Annotated in this window: 18 protein-coding genes and 1 pseudogene; 9 read left to right on the forward strand and 10 right to left on the reverse strand. The window is 59.5% G+C overall.

All coding sequences use genetic code 11. The features are described from left to right. The first annotated feature begins 174 nt into the window (after positions 1-174). A complete protein-coding gene (locus tag M1D87_RS01710) occupies positions 175-807 on the forward strand; it encodes a sarcosine oxidase subunit gamma (protein WP_013970521.1) in 633 nt (210 codons plus the stop codon). A 12-nt stretch (positions 808-819) separates the two neighbouring features. After that, entirely contained in the window at positions 820-1,677 is an 858-nt protein-coding gene (gene purU / locus M1D87_RS01715; protein WP_013970522.1) for a formyltetrahydrofolate deformylase, read from the forward strand. Positions 1,678-1,683: 6 nt separating this feature from the next. Here the strand turns inward: purU and M1D87_RS01720 are convergent, their stop codons facing one another. After that, positions 1,684-2,016 (reverse strand): hypothetical protein, encoded by a 333-nt coding sequence (locus M1D87_RS01720; RefSeq protein ID WP_123085394.1) that lies wholly within the window; start codon positions 2,014-2,016, stop codon positions 1,684-1,686. 271 nt (positions 2,017-2,287) lie between these two features. Between M1D87_RS01720 and fdhA the strand changes: the two genes are divergently transcribed. Next, a complete protein-coding gene (fdhA, locus tag M1D87_RS01725; protein ID WP_039613198.1) occupies positions 2,288-3,487 on the forward strand; it encodes a formaldehyde dehydrogenase, glutathione-independent in 1,200 nt (399 codons plus the stop codon). A 212-nt stretch (positions 3,488-3,699) separates the two neighbouring features. On the opposite strand, the pseudogene M1D87_RS01730 reads toward fdhA, so the two are convergent. Further along, positions 3,700-3,825, reverse strand: a pseudogene (locus tag M1D87_RS01730) (DUF3077 domain-containing protein); the annotation flags it as partial. A gap of 176 nt (positions 3,826-4,001) precedes the next feature. After that, entirely contained in the window at positions 4,002-4,997 is a 996-nt protein-coding gene (locus M1D87_RS01735; protein ID WP_123085393.1) for an RHS repeat-associated core domain-containing protein, read from the reverse strand. Between the two features lie 262 nt (positions 4,998-5,259). Here M1D87_RS01735 and M1D87_RS01740 point away from each other — a divergent pair, with 262 nt between their 5' ends. After that, entirely contained in the window at positions 5,260-6,240 is a 981-nt protein-coding gene (locus M1D87_RS01740; protein WP_259677114.1) for an RHS repeat-associated core domain-containing protein, read from the forward strand. A 169-nt stretch (positions 6,241-6,409) separates the two neighbouring features. On the opposite strand, the gene M1D87_RS01745 is transcribed toward M1D87_RS01740, so the two are convergent. Continuing rightward, positions 6,410-6,580 carry a hypothetical protein gene (locus M1D87_RS01745; RefSeq protein WP_183596721.1) on the reverse strand — a complete coding sequence of 57 codons (171 nt, stop codon included), beginning with the start codon at positions 6,578-6,580 and terminating at the stop codon, positions 6,410-6,412. Positions 6,581-7,033: 453 nt separating this feature from the next. Then, positions 7,034-8,038 carry an RHS repeat-associated core domain-containing protein gene (locus tag M1D87_RS01750; protein ID WP_259677113.1) on the reverse strand — a complete coding sequence of 335 codons (1,005 nt, stop codon included), beginning with the start codon at positions 8,036-8,038 and terminating at the stop codon, positions 7,034-7,036. A 172-nt stretch (positions 8,039-8,210) separates the two neighbouring features. Between M1D87_RS01750 and M1D87_RS01755 the strand changes: the two genes are divergently transcribed. Further along, positions 8,211-8,792 (forward strand): DUF2780 domain-containing protein, encoded by a 582-nt coding sequence (locus tag M1D87_RS01755; protein WP_123085391.1) that lies wholly within the window; start codon positions 8,211-8,213, stop codon positions 8,790-8,792. Positions 8,793-8,996: 204 nt separating this feature from the next. Here the strand turns inward: M1D87_RS01755 and M1D87_RS01760 are convergent, their stop codons facing one another. Together M1D87_RS01760 and M1D87_RS01765 are read right to left on the reverse strand one after the other, a co-directional pair. Beyond that, entirely contained in the window at positions 8,997-10,346 is a 1,350-nt protein-coding gene (locus M1D87_RS01760; RefSeq protein ID WP_123085390.1) for an APC family permease, read from the reverse strand. A 245-nt stretch (positions 10,347-10,591) separates the two neighbouring features. Continuing rightward, a complete protein-coding gene (locus M1D87_RS01765; protein WP_013970527.1) occupies positions 10,592-11,479 on the reverse strand; it encodes an acyltransferase in 888 nt (295 codons plus the stop codon). Positions 11,480-11,661: 182 nt separating this feature from the next. Between M1D87_RS01765 and rloA2 the strand changes: the two genes are divergently transcribed. The 4 genes from rloA2 to creD all read left to right on the forward strand — a co-directional run bounded on the left by rloA2 (position 11,662) and on the right by creD (position 15,808). Then, a complete protein-coding gene (gene rloA2, locus M1D87_RS01770) occupies positions 11,662-12,162 on the forward strand; it encodes a retropepsin-like aspartic peptidase RloA2 (protein ID WP_123085389.1) in 501 nt (166 codons plus the stop codon). A gap of 93 nt (positions 12,163-12,255) precedes the next feature. Continuing rightward, on the forward strand, positions 12,256-12,936 hold the full coding sequence (gene creB / locus M1D87_RS01775) for a two-component system response regulator CreB (protein WP_039613202.1): 681 nt from the start codon (positions 12,256-12,258) through the stop codon (positions 12,934-12,936). Then, complete coding sequence (gene creC, locus M1D87_RS01780; RefSeq protein ID WP_123085915.1) at positions 12,936-14,372, forward strand: two-component system sensor histidine kinase CreC; 1,437 nt, start codon at positions 12,936-12,938, stop codon at positions 14,370-14,372. Before creB ends, creC begins: the two co-directional genes overlap by 1 nt. 107 nt (positions 14,373-14,479) lie before the next feature. After that, positions 14,480-15,808 carry a cell envelope integrity protein CreD gene (gene creD / locus M1D87_RS01785; RefSeq protein ID WP_232880982.1) on the forward strand — a complete coding sequence of 443 codons (1,329 nt, stop codon included), beginning with the start codon at positions 14,480-14,482 and terminating at the stop codon, positions 15,806-15,808. A gap of 149 nt (positions 15,809-15,957) precedes the next feature. Here the strand turns inward: creD and M1D87_RS01790 are convergent, their stop codons facing one another. From M1D87_RS01790 to M1D87_RS01800, 3 genes are all read right to left on the reverse strand, one after another. Beyond that, positions 15,958-16,581, reverse strand: a complete 624-nt coding sequence (locus M1D87_RS01790; protein WP_123084633.1) for a glutathione S-transferase — start codon at positions 16,579-16,581, stop codon at positions 15,958-15,960. A 3-nt stretch (positions 16,582-16,584) separates the two neighbouring features. Further along, entirely contained in the window at positions 16,585-17,253 is a 669-nt protein-coding gene (msrA, locus tag M1D87_RS01795; RefSeq protein WP_232880980.1) for a peptide-methionine (S)-S-oxide reductase MsrA, read from the reverse strand. A 166-nt stretch (positions 17,254-17,419) separates the two neighbouring features. After that, complete coding sequence (locus tag M1D87_RS01800; RefSeq protein ID WP_123084631.1) at positions 17,420-20,110, reverse strand: putative bifunctional diguanylate cyclase/phosphodiesterase; 2,691 nt, start codon at positions 20,108-20,110, stop codon at positions 17,420-17,422. Positions 20,111-20,310: the final 200 nt, after the last annotated feature.

A 20,310-nucleotide genomic window follows, 5' to 3' on the forward strand; every position in this document is an offset into this window, starting at 1 on the left:
CGGTAGCTCTGATTGGAATGCGGCCTCTGTGGGAGCGGGTTCACCCGCGAATGCGATGGTGGATTCACCGCCCTCTTCGCGGGTAAACCCGCTCCCACAATGGGTCTCCTCAGTCTGTGACTACAGGTTCTACCTCAGGTCTTCGCGATCAACAGAATTCAAGGCAGGTAAGAAATGAGCGCTATCAACGTCTTCCAGCAAAACCCCGGCGCCGAGGCCAAGGCCCAGTCGCCACTGCACCACGCCGACCTGGCCAGCCTGGTTGGCAAAGGCCGCAAGAACGCAGGCGTGACCCTGCGTGAACGCAAGTTCCTCGGCCACCTGACCATCCGTGGCGATGGCCACGACCCGGAATTCGCCGCCGGTGTGCACAAGGCCCTGGGCCTGGAGCTGCCAGTGGCCCTGACCGTGGTCGCCAACAACGAAATGTCGCTGCAATGGATGGGCCCCGACGAGTGGTTGCTGATCGTCCCGGGCGGCCAGGAGTTTGCCGTTGAGCAAAAGCTGCGCGCAGCCCTCGAAGGCCAGCACATCCAGGTGGTCAACGTCAGCGGTGGGCAGAGCCTGCTGGAACTGCGCGGCCCGAACGTGCGCGAAGTGCTGATGAAATCCACCAGCTATGATGTTCATCCGAACAACTTCCCGGTGGGCAAGGCAGTCGGCACCGTCTTCGCCAAGTCGCAACTGGTGATCCGCCGCACCGCCGAAGATACCTGGGAGCTGGTGATTCGCCGCAGCTTCGCCGACTACTGGTGGCTGTGGCTGCAGGACGCTTCGGCCGAGTACGGCCTGAGCATCGAGGCTTAAGGAGAACAGAACATGAGTCGGGCACCGGATACCTGGATTCTCACCGCCGACTGCCCGAGCATGCTCGGCACCGTCGACGTGGTGACGCGTTACCTCTTCGAGCAGCGCTGCTACGTGACGGAGCACCACTCCTTCGATGACCGGCTGTCGGGGCGTTTCTTCATTCGCGTGGAGTTCCGCCAGCCGGATGATTTCGACGAAGCCGGCTTTCGGGCCGGCCTTGCCGAGCGCAGCGAGGCGTTCGGCATGACCTTCGAGCTGACCGCACCTAACCATCGCCCCAAGGTGGTGATCATGGTGTCCAAGGCCGACCACTGCCTTAACGACCTGCTGTATCGCCAGCGTATCGGTCAGCTGGCCATGGACGTGGTCGCGGTGGTGTCCAACCACCCTGATCTCGAACCACTGGCACACTGGCACAAGATTCCTTACTACCACTTTGCCCTCGACCCCAAGGACAAGCCCGGGCAAGAGCGCAAGGTACTTCAGGTGATCGAGGAAACCGGTGCCGAACTGGTGATTCTTGCGCGCTACATGCAGGTGCTGTCACCGGAGCTGTGCCGGCGCCTGGATGGTTGGGCGATCAACATTCACCACTCGTTGCTGCCAGGGTTCAAGGGTGCCAAGCCTTATCACCAGGCGTACAACAAGGGCGTGAAGATGGTTGGCGCTACGGCGCACTACATCAACAACGACCTGGACGAAGGCCCGATCATCGCCCAGGGCGTGGAGGTGGTCGACCACAGTCATTACCCCGAAGACCTGATTGCCAAGGGGCGCGACATCGAGTGCCTGACCCTGGCGCGAGCGGTGGGGTATCACATCGAGCGACGAGTGTTCCTCAATGCGAACAGGACTGTGGTGCTCTGACCGCGTCTAGCTTTTATCGCGGGCATGGGCTTTCAGGGTTTCGCGGATGGCTGTAACGAACCTCTGGCGCATGTCCGCACCCAGTTTGTTACCTGGGATTGGATCGCCGTCGCGGTCCACCCAGCCTGCTTTGAACTCGTGAAGATCCATGCCTTCGGCTTCTTCGTCGAAGTCGTAGCCGGGACCATAAGCCGCGTAATAGAAGATCTTATCGGCGTCCAGAAAGTACCGCTGTTTGCCGAACAATGCTGCTTCGATGTCTGGGTCGAAGCCCTGCTGCTTGGCAGCCTCGACCCAGTAGGGCCAGAAGGCGTCCTCGGGGCGTTCAATATCTGTCATGGTGGTTCTCCAGTTTGATGGACGATGGGTTGCTGCATCCCTATCGAAACACCCGGCCGCCGACGTATTGCGGTAGATATTCATCGTCCTGCGCAAGCGCGCGACCACCACCTGGCCGATTGCCGTTCAGAGGCATTTGCCTGTCGTTTCCAGTCAGTGCATCCGTCCCCATCAGGCCCACAATTCCCTGCATTCCAGTAACACATGCCGCCCACGGATGGCGGCGCGTTCAACCACCGCTGCATAAATATAAATCAAGCGAGGTAAGAGCATGTCTGGCAATCGTGGAGTGGTATATCTCGGCGCCGGCAAGGTCGAGGTGCAGAAGATCGACTACCCGAAAATGCAGGACCCACGCGGCAAGAAGATCGAGCACGGCGTGATCCTGAAGGTGGTCTCCACCAACATCTGCGGCTCCGACCAGCACATGGTCCGTGGCCGCACCACTGCCCAGGTCGGCCTGGTACTGGGCCACGAAATCACCGGCGAGATCGTCGAGAAGGGCCGTGACGTCGAGCGCATGCAGATTGGCGACCTGGTCTCGGTGCCATTCAACGTCGCCTGTGGCCGCTGCCGCTCCTGCAAGGAAATGCACACCGGTGTCTGCCTCACCGTCAACCCTGCCCGCGCTGGCGGTGCCTACGGTTACGTCGACATGGGCGACTGGACCGGCGGCCAGGCCGAGTACGTGCTGGTGCCGTACGCCGACTTCAACCTGCTGAAGCTGCCCGAGCGCGACAAGGCCATGGAAAAGATCCGTGACCTGACCTGTCTCTCCGACATCCTGCCGACCGGCTACCACGGTGCCGTGACTGCCGGCGTTGGCCCGGGCAGCACCGTCTACGTTGCTGGCGCCGGCCCGGTCGGTCTGGCTGCCGCTGCCTCGGCGCGCCTGCTGGGTGCTGCTTGCGTCATCGTCGGCGACCTCAACCAGGCCCGTCTGGCTCACGCCAAGTCCCAGGGCTTCGAAGTGGTCGACCTGTCCAAGGACACCCCGCTGCACGAGCAGATCGTCGATATCCTCGGCGAGCCTGAAGTGGACTGCGCCATCGACGCCGTTGGCTTCGAGGCGCGCGGCCATGGCCACGAAGGTGCCAAGCATGAAGCGCCGGCCACCGTGCTGAACTCGCTGATGCAGGTTACCCGCGTTGCCGGCAACATCGGTATCCCGGGCCTGTACGTGACCGAAGACCCGGGTGCAGTGGATGCTGCTGCCAAGATCGGTGCGCTGAGCATCCGCTTCGGCCTGGGCTGGGCGAAATCGCACAGCTTCCACACCGGCCAAACCCCGACCATGAAGTACAACCGCCAGCTGATGCAGGCGATCATGTGGGACCGTATCAACATTGCCGAAGTGGTGGGTGTGCAGGTGATCAACCTCGACCAGGCGCCGGAAGGTTATGGCGAGTTCGATGCGGGTGTGCCGAAGAAGTTCGTGATTGACCCGCACAAGATGTGGGGGGCGGCGTAATCAGCGCCGATTAACAAGAGCCCCTCGAATCGAGGGGCTTTTTTGTGGCTGTTGCACTGATCTCAAGCCTGCACTGCCCCCTGTAGGAGCGCCTTGTGTCGCGAAAGGGCTGCGCTGTGCATTTGCGCCAAAACCCTGGGGTTGCTTGGCAGCCCATTCGCGACACAAGGCCGCTCCTACAGCTGACCGCGTTAACCGGCCATATACAAGGCTCAGCGCATCATCCCCAACTCGGCATCATCCATCAGCGCCTTGGCCAACGCGCTCAGGTAATGTGAAGCCCAAAGCAGCTGCGGCTTGTTGTCCATCAGTCCGTCAATGGTCATATCCCGCACATACCGCTACGGCTTTCTGATCGTGCAACCGAAGTCCACTCAAATTTGGTGGACACCATGGCCTTCGGCGGTTGCGGCAGGAAGATCTATTGGCCGGACGAATACAATAAATCTGAGAAATGTATTGAACATTCAAAGCCGCTTGTAGAGGGCGACTTTGAAGTGTTCGCCCTCATGTTTTAATCAGCATCGAAGATGAGGTGCTCAAGCCTACCAGTTCGCTCTCTCCAAGCGTCTCGACGAGCTTGCTGTCGGCCATCTCTGATCAGTCTCAAATAATTGCTTGCACCGCCATGAACTCCTATGCTGTTTATATCTTCTAATAGATCAAACCTAGCTACAGCGCTTCTGCTGAAATTGCCCGGTACGCCGGAGAGTGTTCCCGCCCTCGCAGCGCTCATTGTTTGATTGTTTGCGGTTATTGCTTTTGTGTATCTTTGAATGATTGGGGCGGTATAGCTATTGATGGATCTAGATGTATTTGAGAGTGCGGCTGCCTCTTGGTAGAATAGATTGCTAATAATGGCCTCGAATATATCGGGCTCTGTTATTTTACCAAAGTGATTTTCAGGTGTGGCAGAGTAGCGTGGGGCATTTGGACGCAATGCACTGGCATGCGAGGTGGTACGTTTGAGCGTGGAGGGCTTGAGCGTGTTGGGCTTGAGTTCACGAGAAAGCGCCACGGCAGAGTTCTTGCCTACCCTCATGATCTGGCCATTTTTCAAACGTACGAGTGTATGACCTGTCGGGTCTGTATAGTTGACTGGATCTCCGCCGCAGTATGCGTAACAGTTCGTTCCACCCTTTCCAAAGGGGCTGAGACTATCAGGTGATTGAAAGCGCATTAGATCTGGGGAGTATGCTCTATACCCCAATCCAAGGTGATAGACTCCTAATAGTATATCTATAAATTCGCCATTGAATCCTTGCAACGTCCGTTTGGACGGTAGTTTTCTCGAATGCCCAAAAGCGGCATATGCATACTCTTCTTTTTTTACGCTGTCATGGGCGTACATTATTGAGTTTTTCGTATCTGTCGCTAACAGTTCACGTTTTCGGGCGCTATCAGTAGAGGATTCAGCGAAAATATGTTTGGCGGACCGGAAAGTCGAGCGGTAATAATCGCCTATTTTTAAAGTGATGAGATGACTGCTTTGGTAGAAGAGGTGTGCCATGATAGTCCTCCAATAAATTGATTGAGCTAGCCTCGTGGTGCTTGGCGGTACGATGGCGGAGTCGCGGAAGTATAAATTAGACTAACTTCATCTATGTCGATTCTGCTACTGGCAAATTTGACAGTTGCTTTTCTGGAGCGACATGGCTCTTTGGCCTTTCTCTGAAGAAATGTCCGATTGCGCTGTGAGTAGCGCCATCAACTGATATTTTTGCTAGTAGACGGCATAACCTGAGTGGGCGAGTGTATGGATAGAGGTAATCATGCTGCTGGAGGTGATATCTATGCCTATTGAACCTGTACCTGAACAAGGGATGCCTGAGAAATATGATGTCAAGTTGGAACTAGCCTTCGCTCAGTATTTCTATCAAGGTGATAATCTACATGCAAGAAACCAAGGCTATAAATGGCAATCGATTTATAGGTTCGAGCACGGCGTGCTTGCCCAGCGTGAAATTCATGACGGTCGATACGAGATAGGACTGCTTTATCATGATGAAAAACTATCTGTTTCGCGTGTGCCGAAATATGGAGCGAAATTTGGAGTCGCCTACGCGCCCTATGGTTGTGGATCCTTAGAAAATTTAAAGGATGCTTTGCTCGGGTTCAGTGGTGAGCGATTTGATGAAATCGCAGTTCGTTACTTATTAGGTAATGGATATCGTGCGTATAGTCCCAGTCTGATGCGATTTACCAGTCCGGATAACTTGAGCCCATTTGGTAGAGGGGGAGTGAATTCGTACGTGTACTGCATTGGTGACCCTGTAAACTTTACCGATCCGACAGGTCATGGGCGGATTTTCAACTTTTTTAGGAGTCTTCATTGGTCCTCTAAAAGTCCTGGCGGAAAGCAGGCAGACCAAAACGTCCGGATTGGTTATCATGGTACAAGTAAGGCCGCAGCAAGGAAAATTTTGAACGAAGGTTTTAAAAGCCCAACTGGCACATTGTTTGTGACCGATACGTACGAGAACGCGCTAAACTATGCACGTTTAAAGAAAAAAGGTACTGTGTTAGCGGTAAGTGCAGTTGATTTTGAAGGGGTTCAGAAAGAATCCTCACGGGGAGTGGTACGGAGCAAAGGTATAAATGAACTTAGGATTCCCAGGGCGGCGCACCACTTGCTTAGGTTCAAGCGAGTTTCAAGTCCAGGCGAGCCTACAGATTTTGGCAGGTTTATAACTCTGGAAGAGCAAATGGCGCGCGATATCCAAGCGTTCCAGCAAAGGCTGAGGGAAAGCTGACCGTGCGGTGTCGTCTCTTCCTTCACTGTGGGCAAAGCCGGCGCCTTTGGTTCAGCCTTCAGTCTGAAATTTTAGGACGCGTAGTGCTGGCCCTATCACCGGCGGCCAGCAGTTTTATCAGGTAGCGGGTGATTAGGGGCCGACTCCTTTGAGTATCTGGGTATCTGCGTTAAAAGTGAAACCATCGGAGTTGATCAGTCCCGAGTTGTTGGCGGATCTCCTCTGCTCTCCTTCCAATACGCTCAAAATAATTGCTGTATTCCTGAAGTATTTCGGTGCCCGCCGCGACGTAAAGTCCGTGTCTGCTGAAGATTTGAATATGCCCGTCGGCGATCATCACTGGGCGTACTCCATGGTCTGGAGGATGCCGTCTTCAAGGGAGTGGGGATTATGGGACGGATCAGAAACAGTTTTCAGCATGGTGTAACCCTCAATTTGCGATGAATCCGCCGCCATTTGCTGTCAAACAAAGGGCGGCAGTTGTGCAGTGGGGTGACAGACCTGTCAAATTGAGGAACTCGGCGCACCCGAAGATGCCCCACGCACAGCCGCCATGAAAGGCAGGGCATAGCTTTCAATTTGAGTCGGCCTGTCAAAGCCGATCGCTGATGTACAGCGACCGCCCGAGACTAGGACGCAACCCAGAACACCACAATGGCTTGGAGGGAGTTGGGAGTATGTTCCGTGCGGCTTGAAAATGACAGCCCCTCAGGAGGTGAGGGGCTTTGTGGCATTGTAGTACAAATATAGACACAAAGGCGTAATGTACTTCCTATGGGAGTGGTATTTGTAGCTAGCGCTGCAAGCGAATGGCATTTCGCCTGCCACTTACTGGATCGATTATGGGAACTCCGGATTCATGGGCAAAGTTTAGCATTTTTTGGTTATTTCTATTTATACGTAAGAATGCGACTCCTGGGTGCAGGTCAGCAAGTGCGTCGCTGTTTTCCAGTCGGCGGATAGGTAAATTTTCAATTTCCTGTATGACACTATTATGAAGGGCGCGCTTACGTTTTGTGTCAATTGGAAGAATGCCCTCAACTTCTCCTTGGATTGCCGCAGGTACTAAGTTTGCATCTAGTTTTTTGACATTCTTTATGGATAATTCCCCAATCTCCAAGTGGAATGCCTTTGATGTGGAGGCGAGGTTCCCCAGGTCTTTTGCTGGAAGTTGACTGAATATTTTATCTCGTACACCTGGTTCATTGATGATGCTTAAAGTGCCCCCTGGGTTGGATGAAGGCTTTCTCAATCCCGTAATATTGCCGATCCACTTGGCGACGCTACGTAAATGGTGGGGAATGTTCCCCGAGGGGTCTACTTTATTGATAGGGTCGTTCTGGCAGTAAGCGTAAGCATTCACACCTCCTCTGTCGAAGGGGCTGAACGTGTCCGGGCTGCCGAACCGCATAAGGCATGTGATGTATAGTCGGCGCCCATTGCCCAGTAGATATCCTTGAGTCAAAAGGTCTCGCCGCTGCCCATTGAATCCGAGCAGTGCTGCCGCTTTTTCAATATTTAGATAGCCATAGGGGGAGTACGACATTGAGTCACTCAGCATGCCAAGTACTGTATTGGCTTCATCGACTCTAAAAAAGTTGGGCTCCTGAGTTTTGTCAAGCTGAGCCATATGGGTGGCTTGCGCACCGAAAACATGACAATAGCCTTGCGCATATATCTCGGTAGTAAGTTTGCCATTTTTATAGAAGGTCATGGTTCTTCTATCTGAGACCTTTTGGGAGTGCGGGCCGATTGATGTTGAAACCAATTCTCTTCTACTTCCGGTGTTGTCCATCATAAATTTCTTCCTGGGCGCTTGCGATTTTGCGATGGTGCTTTACATTGCGCGCCATGTTTAGATGGTGACAACTAGCAATTCTGCTAGGTAACGAACGGCTGGAACAAACCCCAAAACCATGAGTCAAATTACTCGTTTCCCACGCCATCCTGGCCGACGAGGTCCCCTCCCGATGAGAGCATTCACCCTGGCAATCCTGATGACCCTGGCCGCAAGCCCGGTGTTCGCCTTCAACCTCAGCGACGCCGCCAACGCCGTGTCGGCCATGCAGAACCAGAATCAGAGCCAGCAAGGCCAGTTACAGGCACCCGAGGCGCAGGCAAACCTGCTCAATACCTTGGGCAGCCAATTGAATATCACCCCGGAGCAAGCCGTGGGCGGGGCGGGGGCCATGCTTGGGCTGGCGCGCAACAACCTGAGCAGCGACGACTACGGCCAATTGACCAAGGCCGTGCCAGGGCTGGACCTGCTTGCCGGGGCCAATGCACTGGGTGGTTTGAGTGGCCTGGGTGAGCTGCTGGGCAAGAACAGCGAGAGCCAGTCGGCGTTGAGCAATGCGCTGGGCAACAATGTGGAAAACCGCAGCGACCTGGACAATGCGTTCAAGGCGCTGGGGATGGATACCGGGATGATCGGGCAGTTTGCGCCGTTGCTGTTGCAGTACCTGGGGCAGCAGGGGATTGCCGGGTCGTTGTTGCAGAACCTGGGGAGTTTGTGGACCACTCCTGCTCCGTTGACTCGACCTTCGGTCTGAGGATTTTGCCAGCTTCACAGCCTTGAAGGCTGACGCTGTACCTGTAGGAGCGGCCTTGTGTCGCGAGAGGGCCGCAAAGCGGCCGCCCTATTTCAGCATCGATGTAGATATAGCCGGGGCTGCTCTGCAGCCCTTTCGCGACACAAGGTCGCTCCTACAAAGGCCAGCGCAGGCCATGAGATTGGTGTATCCCGCAAAGGCGAGTCAGGTCGCTTCGGTAAAATCCACCAGCCGCACCGGGCGGCGGAAGCCGGCGGTCAGTACTGCCAGGTACGCAAGACCTAGCGCAAACCAGCACAGGCCAATCACCAAGGTAAGCGCCGACAGGCTGGTCCACAGCCACAGTGTCAACCCCAACCCCACCAGCGGCACCAGGCCATGGCTCAGCAGCCCTTTGAGGCTGCGCTGTGAGGCATCGTCCACCAGGTGTGTCTTCACCACTGCCAGGTTCACCGCCGAAAACGCCACCAGCGCACCAAAGCTGATCAGCGAGGCAAGGGTCGCCAGGTCGATCACCAACGCCAGCAACGAGAACGCCGAAACCAGCAGAATGGCGAACACCGGCGTGCCAAAGCGCGGTGACAGGTAGCCGAACGTTCGCTGCGGCAGCACCTTGTCACGGCCCATGGTGAACAGAATGCGCGACACAGCCGCCTGCGAGGCCAGCGCCGAGCCCAGGCTGCCAGCCACATAGGCCGCAGTGAAGAAGTTGGCCAGGAACTGCCCGCCCGCCTTGAACATCACCTCGTTGGCCGCCGCATCGGCATTGGCAAAGGTGGTGCCCGGCAGTACCAGTTGGCTGACATAGGCCAGCACGGTGAACAGCACCCCGGCGAACAGGGTGGTGAGGATGATTGCCCGTGGCACATCGCGGCGGGCATCGCGGCATTCTTCGGCCAAGGTCGAGACAGCGTCAAAACCGAGGAACGACAGGCACAGCACCGCCGCACCGGCCATCAGCGCGCCGAAGCCCGGCTGCGAACCGTCGCCCAGCAGTGGTGAAAGCAGGTCGAGCGGTTGGCCGGCCAGGGACTGGCAGGACAGGGCGACGAACACCCCGATGAAGACGATCTGTGCACCGACGATCAGGTTGCTGGTCTTGGCCACAGAGTGAATACCGACCACGTTGAGCACCGTGACCAGGGCGATAGAGGCCAGCGCGATCGACCACGCGGGGATGGCCGGAAAGGCGATGTTCAGGAACAAGCCGATCAGCAGGTAGTTGATCATCGGTAGGAACAGGTAGTCGAGCAGCAGCGACCAGCCGGCCAGGAAGCCAACGTTCGGGCCGAAGGCCATGTTGGTGTAGGAGTACGCCGAGCCCGCGACCGGGAAGCGTTTGACCATGAAGCTGTAGGAGGTGGCGGTGAACAGCATGGCCACCAGGGTGACGATATAGGCGCCGGCCGTGCGGCCACCAGTAAGTTCGGTGACGATGCCGTAAGTGGTGAAGATGGTCAGCGGGACCATGTACACCAGGCCGAAGAACACCAGGGCGGGCAGGCCGAGGACACGGCGGAGCTGGACGGGGGTGGAGCTGGGTGGGTTGGCCATCGTTCGATCCAGAGCTTTTTTGTAGTTGTGCTTTGGTCGATTTTTATCCACTTAGGTGGGGTGTGACAAAGAAGTAATCCTAATGCTGATTATTAGCCAGGTTTTTAATCGGATTCTTGTAATGCCTGTACCGGCCTCTTCGCGGGTAAACCCGCTCCCACAGGGGGCTCACAGGTCTTGAGTACTGCGCAGTACCTGTGGGAGCGGGTTTACCCGCGAAGAGGCCTGGTCAGGCAATGGAAATCTCAGCCCATCTCCACCCGCAGCTGCTCGATCCGCAAGTCCTTCTCCACCCACAACTGGTTCACCCAGGCCTGCACGGTCTGCCTGAACTCAGCATCATTCTCGTAATCCCCTGCCCACAGCATCGGGTCCAGTTCACGCACACGAATGTCGATAATCACCCGGCTGATACTGCCATTTAGCAAATCCCAGAACCCCGGCGCCTTGTTGCCGGGGTAGACAATGGTCACGTCCAGCAAGGCATCCAGTTGCTCGCCCAATGCCGCCAGCACGAACGCTACGCCACCAGCCTTGGGCTTGAGCAGGTAGCGATAGGGCGATTGCTGCTCGCGGTGCTTGGCCTCGGTAAAGCGTGTGCCTTCCAGGTAGTTCACCACGGTCACCGGCTGGCGCTTGAACAGCTCGCAGGCCGCCTTGGTGATCTCCAGATCCTTGCCCTTGAGCTCTGGGTGTTTCTCCAGGAAGGCCTTGCTGTAGCGCTTCATGAACGGGTAGTCCAGGCCCCACCAAGCCAGGCCCAGCAACGGCACCCAGATCAGCTCTTTCTTGAGGAAGAACTTGAAGAACGGTGTACGGCGGTTGAGGCTCTCGATCAGCGCCGGAATATCGACCCAGGTCTGGTGGTTGCTGACGGCCAGGTACGAAGTGTCCTTGCGCAGGTTCTCGACGCCGCGGATATCCCACTGGGTAGGAATGCACAGGGCAAAGATGGCCTTGTCGATCTCCGACCAGGTCTCGGCCACCCACATCACCGCCCACGAGGCATAGTCACGGCCACGCCCCGGCAGCACCAGTTTGAGCAGGGCGAAGACCAGCAGCGGGCAGATCAACACCAGGGTGTTGAGCAGCAGCAGGGTGGTAGTGAGGATGCCGGTCAGCAGGCGACGCATAAAGAGACTCTTATTGTGGGAGATAAACGGTTGGCAATGATAAGCAGGGCAGTGGCCTACGCCAAATTTCCAGTGCCCTGCGGCGAGGACAAATGTTTCACATTATGTTGGATAGGCTTGTGACAGCGAACCTATCCTGCCAGTGCAGTCTAAGCACTGACCCTCCTCAAGGAAGCTTGCCTGTGAAACCTCTGCTTGCCCTGTTGTCGTTGTTGGCGCTGCCGGTCATGGCCGCCGAGCCCACAATCTATGGCCGTTACGAGAACATAGCCCTGCCCGAACTGGGCGAAACCCTGAAAGCCAAGATGGATACCGGTGCCTTCACCGCGTCGCTGTCGGCCAAGGACATCGAGCTGTTCACCCGTGATGGCGACGAGTGGGTGCGCTTCCGCCTGGCTACCAAGGACTCGGACGGCAAGGTGTACGAGCACAAGGTCTCGCGCATCAGCAAGATCAAGGGCCGTGCCGATGAAGAAGAGGACGGCGATGCGCCGGAAATCTCCAAGCGCCCGGTGGTCGACCTGGAGCTGTGCCTGGGGGACGTGAAGCGCACCGTCGAGGTCAACCTGGTGGACCGCAGCAGCTTCAACTACCCGTTGCTGGTGGGCTCCAAGGCTTTGCGCGAGTTCAAGGCGGCGGTCAACCCGGCCAAGAAGTTCACCGCTGGCAAGCCTGACTGCTGATCGCAAGCCACCTGTGCCGGCCTCTTCGCGGGCTTGCCCGCGAAGAGGCCGGTAAGTTAAAAGTCCAGTCTGCCCCCAGTTAGGCCGGACGCCATGCCCCACATCCTCATCGTCGAAGACGAAGCCGCCATCGCCGACACCTTGGTCTATGCCCTGCAGGCCGACGGCCATAGCACCGAATGGGTAACCCTGGGCAGCGCCGCCCTCGACCAGCAGCGTCAGCGCCCGGCCGACCTGGTCATCCTCGATATCGGCCTGCCCGATATCAGTGGCTTCGAAACCTGCCGTCAGCTGCGCCGCTTCAGCGAAGTACCGGTAATGTTCCTCAGCGCCCGCGACGGCGAAATCGACCGGGTGGTGGGCCTGGAAATCGGCGCAGACGATTATGTGGTCAAACCCTTCAGCCCGCGTGAAGTGGCGGCGCGAGTACGGGCGATCCTCAAGCGCATGGGCCCCAGGGTCGAGCCAGCTGTCGAGACCACGCTGTTCCAGCTCGATACCTTGCGCATGCAGATCACCTACCGCGGCCAGCCTCTTCCCCTTACCCGCCACGAATTCCGCCTGCTGCAATGCCTGCTCGAGCAACCGCACCGGGTATTCAGCCGCGAACAGCTGCTCGACGCCGTGGGCGTGGCCTCTGACGTGGGGTACGAGCGCACCATCGACAGCCATATCAAGAGCCTGCGCGCCAAGCTGCGCCAGGTGGCCAGCGACGCCGAACCGATCCAGACCCACCGCGGCCTCGGCTACAGCTACAGCCCGGACCATGCCTGATGCGCCTGGGCATCCGGATCTTCCTGGTGTACTTCCTGTTCGTCGGGCTGGCGGGCTACTTTCTGCTCAACACGGTGCGTGAACAGATCCGTCCGGTAGTGCGACAGTCCTCGGAAGAAACGCTGGTGGACACCGCCAACCTGCTGGCCGAGATCCTGCGCGATGACGTCAAGGCCGGCACCCTGAACCAGAGCCGCTTGCCCGAAGTGCTCAAGGCCTACGGCTCGCGCAGCCCGGGTGCGCAGATCTGGGGCCTGGCCAAGAACCAGGTCAGCCACCGCATCTATGTCACCGACGCCAAGGGCACCGTGCTGCTGGACTCCAGTGGCGAGGACCTGGGCAAGGACTACTCGAAGTGGAATGACGTGTACCTGACCTTGCGGGGCCGGTACGGCGCCCGCTCCACCCGCAGCGACCCCGACGATGAAAGCACATCAGTGATGCACGTGGGCGCACCGATCATCGACGAGGGCAAGATCATCGGCGTGGTCACCGTGGCCAAGCCCAACAGCTCGCTGCAACCGTACATCGACCGCTCCGAACGGCGCTTGCTGACCCTGGGCCTGGGGTTGATCGGCCTGGGCCTGCTGATCGGTGCCGCGTTGTCATGGTGGCTGGCGCGCTCGCTGCGCCGGCTGGCCCGCTACGCCCAGGCGGTCAGCGAGGGCGAGCGCGCCGCCCTGCCGCATTACAAGGGTGGCGAACTGGCGCACCTGGCCCAGGCGGTCGAGCGCATGCGCACGCAACTGGAGGGCAAGGCCTATGTCGAGCGGTATGTGCATACCCTGACACACGAGCTGAAAAGCCCACTGGCGGCCATTCGTGGCGCTTCCGAACTGTTGCAGGGCGATGATATGCCGGCTGACCAGCGGGCGCGTTTTGCCGGCAACATCGAGCGCGAGAGCGAGCGTTTGCAGCAGATGATCGAACGCCTGCTCAACCTGGCCCGGGTCGAGCAGATGCAGGCGCTGGAGGATGAGCAGCAGGTGGCGCTGGCTGCATTGGTGGACGAGTTGCTGTTGGCCCATGCGGCGCGTATCGAAGGTGCCGATTTGCAGGTGCGCCAGCGGGTGCCGGCTGGCTTGCGCTTGTTGTGTGACCCATTCCTGATGCGCCAGGCGCTGGCCAACCTGCTCGACAACGCGTTGGACTTCACCCCGGAGGGCGGCGCGCTGCTGTTCGACCTGGAGCGCGATGGCGAGCGGGTGGCGCTGAGTGTGTTCAACCAGGGGCAGGCGATACCTGCCTACGCCATTGGGCGGGTGAGCGAGCGGTTCTACTCGCTGCCGCGGCCGGGGAGTGGGCGCAAGAGTACCGGGCTGGGGCTGAATTTCGTGGCCGAGGTGATGCAGCTGCATGGCGGGGCGTTGGCGGTGGATAACGTCGATGGTGGGGTGCGGGTGAGGTTGTGGCTGCCGGTGCGGCGTATCAGCTGACATTGCCGGGGCTGCTGCGCAGCCCCAAAAACACACAATCTCCACACCATCTCCCCGAGGCCTCCACGCAAGGCGCAGACACTGCGCCCACAGCCACAGGAGGCCCCATGAACAAGACCCTCGGTTTCAAACTCGGCATGATCGCCGTATTGATGTTGCTGCTGCTCGTCCCGCTACTGCTGATCAGCGGCCTGATCGGTGAACGCCAGGCCCTGCGCGACAGTGTGCTGCGCGATATCGCCCAGAGCGCCAGCTTCGACCAGCAACTCAGCGGCCCGCTGCTGGTGGTGCCCTACCGCAAGTACCAGCGCCGCTGGATCGAAAAGGACGGCGAGCGCACGCAAGAAACCAGCACCATTGCCGGTCACCTGTACTTCCTGCCGGAAAACTTCGACGCCGACCTGGGCGTGGACACCGAACTGCGCGCCCGTGGCATCTACCAGGCCCGGCTGTTCCACGCCAAGGGCCGTATCAGTGGCCGCTTCAAGCTCCCGGAACGCTGGGGCATCGACAAGGATTTCGACGACTACCGCTTCGACAAGCCGTTCTTGGTGGTGGGTATCAGCGATATCCGCGGCATCGAAAACGGCCTTGAGCTGAGCATCGGCGAGCAGAAAGTACCGTTCGAAGCCGGTACCCGGCTCGACTGGATGCGCGGCGGCGTGCACGCCAGCCTGCCGGGGCTGGACGGCTTGCAGGCGCGTGAATTCAGCTATGGTTTCGATCTCGCACTGCAAGGCACCGGTCAGCTGCACGTAATGCCGGTGGGCCGCACCAGTGCCGTGGACCTGCGTGCCAACTGGCCGCACCCGAGCTTCGTCGGCAACTACCTGCCCAGTCGCCGCGATATCGACGCCCACGGCTTCACTGCCCACTGGCAGACCTCGTTCTTTGCCACCAACCTCGAAGACGCCCTGCGCCAGTGCGCCACCGCCGGGCAGTGTGCGGACTTCAGCGAGCGCAGCTTCGGTGTCAGCTTCGTCGACCCGGTGGACCAGTACCTGAAGAGCGAGCGGGCGATCAAGTACGCCTTGCTGTTCATCGCCCTGACCTTCGCCGGCTTCTTCCTGTTCGAAGTGCTGAAGAACCTCAGCGTGCACCCGGTGCAGTACATCCTGGTGGGGGTGGCGCTGGCGTTCTTCTACCTGCTGTTGCTGTCGTTGTCCGAGCACATCGGCTTTGGTTTGGCGTATGGGTTGTCAGCTTCGGCGTGTGTGCTGCTGATCGGCTTCTATCTGAGCCATGTGCTGCGCAGCCTGGGGCGTGGGGTGGGCTTTGCGGTGGGGTTGGCGACGTTGTATGCGCTGCTCTATGGGCTGCTGAGTGCCGAGGACTATGCGCTGTTGATGGGCTCGTTGCTGTGCTTTGGCCTGCTGGGGGTATTCATGGTGTTGACCAGGCGGCTGGATTGGGCCCGGGTGGGGAGGGCGGCATGAGGGAGGACAGAGAGATAGGGCGGTGGTTGGCCCTCAGGATCGGGCAGTTGTTTCCTGTGATACCGAGGTGAGGCATTCGCAGCACAAGGCTGCTCCTACAGGGGAGCGCGAGTGCCTGTAGGAGCAGCCTTGTGCTGCGAATGGGCCTGTCAGGCTGCCGGTGCTGTTGCCACCATCGACGGCCGCTTGACCACCTCGGCATACCACGCAGCCAAGCCAGGCTGGTGCTCGCGCCAGCCAAACTCGGGCTGGCGCAAATCCAGATACCCCAGCGCACAGGCCACGCCAATCGCTGCCAGGTCGAACCCGGACATCAACTCGGGCAAATGCTCCTGCTCCAGATTGGCCAGGCTACGGCGGATCTTGTCGCCCTGTGCCTGCAGCCAACCATCCCAGCGCTTGTCTACAGGGCGCAGAAAACTCTCGTAGCGGCTCGACACCGCCGCATCCATGATGGCATCGGCCTGCGACACCAGCGTCATGCGCCGCCAACGCGCCGAGCCTTCGCGCGGCAGCAGCGGCAGGCCGACGTGCTGCAGGTCGAGGTACTCGCAGATCACCCGGCTGTCATGCAGCACGGTGCCGTCTTCCAGGCGCAGGGCCGGGATCTTGCCGATCGGATTGTCCTGGTTGAGCTGTGGGTCGCCGCTGACCGGGCTGATGTTCACCGGCTGCAGCTGCACGCGCTCAAGTTGGCCGGTCTCGTGCAACACCACCATGACCTTGCGCACGAAAGGCGACAACGGCGAGTGGAACAGGGTCATCGTGCTCATGCTTCAGTTACCCTGCAGGCTCGGTGGAAGGCACACGCCGGTACCGCCGATACCGCAGTAGCCCCCCGGGTTCTTGGCCAGGTACTGCTGGTGGTAGGCCTCGGCGAAGTACACGGTCGGTGCCTGATCGATTTCGGTGGTGATCTCACCGAAGCCGGCCTTGCTCAATTCGGCCTGGAAGGCGTCGCGGCTGGCCTTGGCCTGTTCCAGCTGTTCAGGGCTGGTGCAGTAGATGGCCGAACGGTACTGGGTGCCGATGTCGTTGCCCTGGCGCATGCCCTGGGTCGGGTTGTGCAGTTCCCAGAACATCGCCAGCAGCTCGCGGTAGCTGACCTTGTCCTTGTCGAACACCACCAGCACCACTTCGGTGTGGCCGGTCAGGCCCGAGCAGACTTCTTCGTAAGTGGGGTGGGGGGTGAAGCCGCCTGCGTAGCCGACCACTGTGCTGACTACGCCTTCACGTTGCCAGAAGCGGCGCTCGGCGCCCCAGAAGCAACCGAGGCCGAAGATGGCGAAGTCGATGGCGCCTTCGAAGAAAGGGCCGAGCAGCGGCGTGTCTTTGAACACATAGTGGAACTCGGGCAGGCTCATTGGCGTTTCGCGGCCAGGCAGGGCCTGTTCCGCGGTTGGCATGACGTTTTTGTTCACCAGGATTTCCGAACGCAGGACCATGGCCGTTCCTCTGTAGATCTTTGAGATGGGGGCTGGGGGCATTCGCGGGTAAACCCGCTCCCACAGGTCCTGCACAGATTTCGAATATTGTGATGTACCTGTGGGAGCGGGTTCACCCGCGAAGGGGCCCGTATGGGCTCTATAGTGCCCGAGGTTTGCGCGGCTGTCAGGCCACCGGGCCACGCGGATAGCGCTTCAGCCGTTCAGCCAGCTCGCGCCCCGGAATCGGCCGGTCGAACAGGTAGCCCTGGCCCACGTCGCAGCGGTGCCGACGCAGGAACGCCAGCTGCTCCGGTGTCTCGATACCCTCGGCCACCACCTTCAGCTTGAGGTTGTGAGCCATGGCCACCACCGCTGATGTGATTTCCATGTCGTCCTGGTTGTCCGGGATCTCGTTGATGAAGCTGCGGTCGATCTTGAGGATGTCGATCGGAAACTTCTTCAGGTAGCTCAGCGACGAATAACCGGTGCCGAAATCGTCCATGGCCAGGGTCAGGCCCAGGGCCTTCAGTTCATCCAGCTGGCGGTGGGTATCTTCGGTGGCTTCCAGCAGCAGGCCTTCGGTCAGCTCCAGCTCCAGCAGGTGCGGGGGCAGGGCTTCTTCCTCGAGGATCGTGCTGATCGATGCCACCAGGTCCGGGTCGGAGAACTGCTTGGGGGACAGGTTGATGGCCACATGCAGGTTGCCCATGCCAGCTTCGCGCAGTTGCTGGCTCATGCGGCACGACTGTCGCACCACCCATTTGCCGATGGGGATGATCAGGCCGGTTTCTTCCGCCACGCTGATGAACTGGTCCGGGCGGATCATGCCGCGTTCAGGGTGGTTCCAGCGCAGCAGCGCTTCCAGCCCCAACAGGCGACCGCTGCGCAGGCACAGCTTGGGCTGGTAGAACACCTCCAGCTCGTTCTGGGTCAGGGCACGACGGAGGTTGTTCTCGACGAACAGCTTGTAGCTGGCTTCGGCATTGAGCACTTCGGTAAACACCTGCACCTGATGCTTGCCGTTGGCCTTGGCCTTGTGCAGCGCCAGGCCGGCGTTCTTCATCAGGCTGGCCGGGTCGGCGCCATGCAGTGGCGCGCAGGCCAGGCCCACCGAGGCGGTGACGTTGATCAGCTGGTTGTCGACGAACATCGGTTTGTCGAGGGTGCGCAGCAATTGCTGGGCGACGCCCTGGCCATCTTCAAGGCTTGTATCGTCGAGCAGTACCGCGAACTCGTTACTGGCAAAGCGCGCGAGGATACCGCCGGAGTGCAAGCTGTTGCGCAGGCGTCGGGCCAGGCTGATCAGCAGCTTGTCGCCGGTCTGGTGGCCGAGGCTGTCGTTGATGCGCTTGAAGTTGTCGATGTCCACCAGCAGCAGGCACATCGAGTATTCGCCATCACGGGCAAAGCGCTCGTCCAGGCTGCGAATGAACGCCGGGCGGTTGCCCAGGTTGGTCAGGTTGTCGGTGTAGGCCAGGCGCTCGATGCGCTGCTGGGCCAGCTTCGTCTGGGTGACGTCTTCGTAGATGCCGATGTAGTGGGTCAGCTCACGGTTGTCGCCATATACCTTGGAAATCGAAAGCTGGCCCCAGTAGGGTTCGAGGTTCTTGCGCCGGCTCTTGAACTCGCCCTGCCAGCTGTTGCCCATGGCCAGGCTCGACGGCGAGTCGAACAGCAGCTCGCTCAGGTTCTCCAGCGCTGGCAGCTCGGCCAGGTGGCGGCCTTGCACTTCCTCGGTGCTGTACTGGGTGATGGCAGTAAAGCTGGGGTTGACGTATTCCACCACACCGTCGCGGTTGACCAGCAGGAAGGCGCTGGCGCTTTGCTCGACCGCGCGCTGGAACAGGTGCAGGGCGCTGGCGGCGGTGCGCCGGTTGTGGTTGGTGATGACCTGGGCGAACTGGTCGGCCAGTTCGCCGGCAAAAGCGATTTCGTCCGACTGCCAGGCCCGTGTCTGGCCGGTCTGCTCCAGGCACAGCACGCCGACGACCTGGCCATCGACACGGATACTGGCATCGAGCATGGCCTTGTTATCCGGGCACAGGCTTTGCGTCAGGGCGCGGGTCCGCGGGTCGTGGCTGGCATTGTGGGCGTCGATGGCGCGGCTGGCGTGCAACGCGTCAAGGTAGTCGGGGAAGCGGCTGGCATCGATGGCATTGGGCTGGCGGTGTTCTTGCGTGTCCCGGTACCAGGCGATGATCGGCTCCAGGCGCTGGTCTTCAAGGTGCCAGATACTCGCAATATCGACCTTGTAGATTTCGCAGGCGCTCTGGGTAATCAGCTGGGCGGCTTCCCGCAGAGAGTTGTCTGCGCTGTAGCGCTGGCGGGCCAGGCGCAGGATCAGGTCTTGCTGGCCACGTACCCGTTCCAGGTGTTCGAGTTGTTCCTGCTGCGCGCGCTGGTTCAGTTGCAGGGCCAGTTGCAGGCGGTTGTTGCGCGATTCCAGGTCGCTGGCACCGGCATCGCTGGTTTCTTCGGCCTGGTCGTCGAGCACGCTCAGGTAGCCGCGCAACAGATGGCGGTTGTGCTGCTTGTAGGCTTCCCCAGCCTCCAGCAGGCGTAGCGAAGCAGTTGGCGTGTGCAAGGTGTAGCGCACGCGGTAGTACCCGCGCTGGGCCAGTTGCAGCTGGATCTCGTCGTGTAGCCGGTAGCGGGCCTCGGGTTCCATCAGGCTGGCGTAGGGTGCGTCTACCAGGGCGCAGAGGTCGCCAGCGTGCAGGCCGAACTGGCGCTCGCAGGCCGGGTCGAGGTAGAGCATGGCCCAAGTGGCTTCGTTGAGCCTTTCGAAGCGCAGCATGCCGAGCCGCGAGGGCACGGGTAACTGCGTGACGACCTCGGCCGCCACACGGCTGGCGGCATCGGGTTGGCTTTTCATCGAAGACTCGCTTGAAGAGGAAACGCGGCCTTTGGGGGCGGCAGGTCTGGCAAGGTTGCATCATGTCCCGGGGGCTGGCAAGCAGCCATGCGTGATGCTGTGGACGGGTTATCGGCTGGTGGGTGGGAATCTGTAGTCTGGCTGATATATCCGGGGCCGCTTTGCGCCCCCAATGTGCCTTATGCGAGGCAAAAAAAAAA

It is taken from the genome of Pseudomonas sp. SA233 (genome assembly GCF_054792385.1).

Bases quoted from the DNA above. Each gene is read 5' to 3' on its own strand.
- creD (WP_232880982.1), top strand. From the start codon at position 14,480: ATGAACAAGACCCTCGGTTTCAAACTCGGCATGATCGCCGTATTGATG.
- M1D87_RS01755 (WP_123085391.1), top strand. From the start codon at position 8,211: ATGAGAGCATTCACCCTGGCAATCCTGATGACCCTGGCCGCAAGCCCG.
- M1D87_RS01765 (WP_013970527.1), bottom strand. From the start codon at position 11,479: ATGCGTCGCCTGCTGACCGGCATCCTCACTACCACCCTGCTGCTGCTC.
- M1D87_RS01740 (WP_259677114.1), top strand. From the start codon at position 5,260: ATGCTGCTGGAGGTGATATCTATGCCTATTGAACCTGTACCTGAACAA.
- M1D87_RS01760 (WP_123085390.1), bottom strand. From the start codon at position 10,346: ATGGCCAACCCACCCAGCTCCACCCCCGTCCAGCTCCGCCGTGTCCTC.
- M1D87_RS01750 (WP_259677113.1), bottom strand. From the start codon at position 8,038: ATGATGGACAACACCGGAAGTAGAAGAGAATTGGTTTCAACATCAATC.
- M1D87_RS01710 (WP_013970521.1), top strand. From the start codon at position 175: ATGAGCGCTATCAACGTCTTCCAGCAAAACCCCGGCGCCGAGGCCAAG.
- creB (WP_039613202.1), top strand. From the start codon at position 12,256: ATGCCCCACATCCTCATCGTCGAAGACGAAGCCGCCATCGCCGACACC.
- creC (WP_123085915.1), top strand. From the start codon at position 12,936: ATGCGCCTGGGCATCCGGATCTTCCTGGTGTACTTCCTGTTCGTCGGG.
- purU (WP_013970522.1), top strand. From the start codon at position 820: ATGAGTCGGGCACCGGATACCTGGATTCTCACCGCCGACTGCCCGAGC.
- M1D87_RS01735 (WP_123085393.1), bottom strand. From the start codon at position 4,997: ATGGCACACCTCTTCTACCAAAGCAGTCATCTCATCACTTTAAAAATA.
- M1D87_RS01720 (WP_123085394.1), bottom strand. From the start codon at position 2,016: ATGACAGATATTGAACGCCCCGAGGACGCCTTCTGGCCCTACTGGGTC.
- fdhA (WP_039613198.1), top strand. From the start codon at position 2,288: ATGTCTGGCAATCGTGGAGTGGTATATCTCGGCGCCGGCAAGGTCGAG.
- M1D87_RS01790 (WP_123084633.1), bottom strand. From the start codon at position 16,581: ATGAGCACGATGACCCTGTTCCACTCGCCGTTGTCGCCTTTCGTGCGC.
- msrA (WP_232880980.1), bottom strand. From the start codon at position 17,253: ATGGTCCTGCGTTCGGAAATCCTGGTGAACAAAAACGTCATGCCAACC.
- M1D87_RS01800 (WP_123084631.1), bottom strand. From the start codon at position 20,110: ATGAAAAGCCAACCCGATGCCGCCAGCCGTGTGGCGGCCGAGGTCGTC.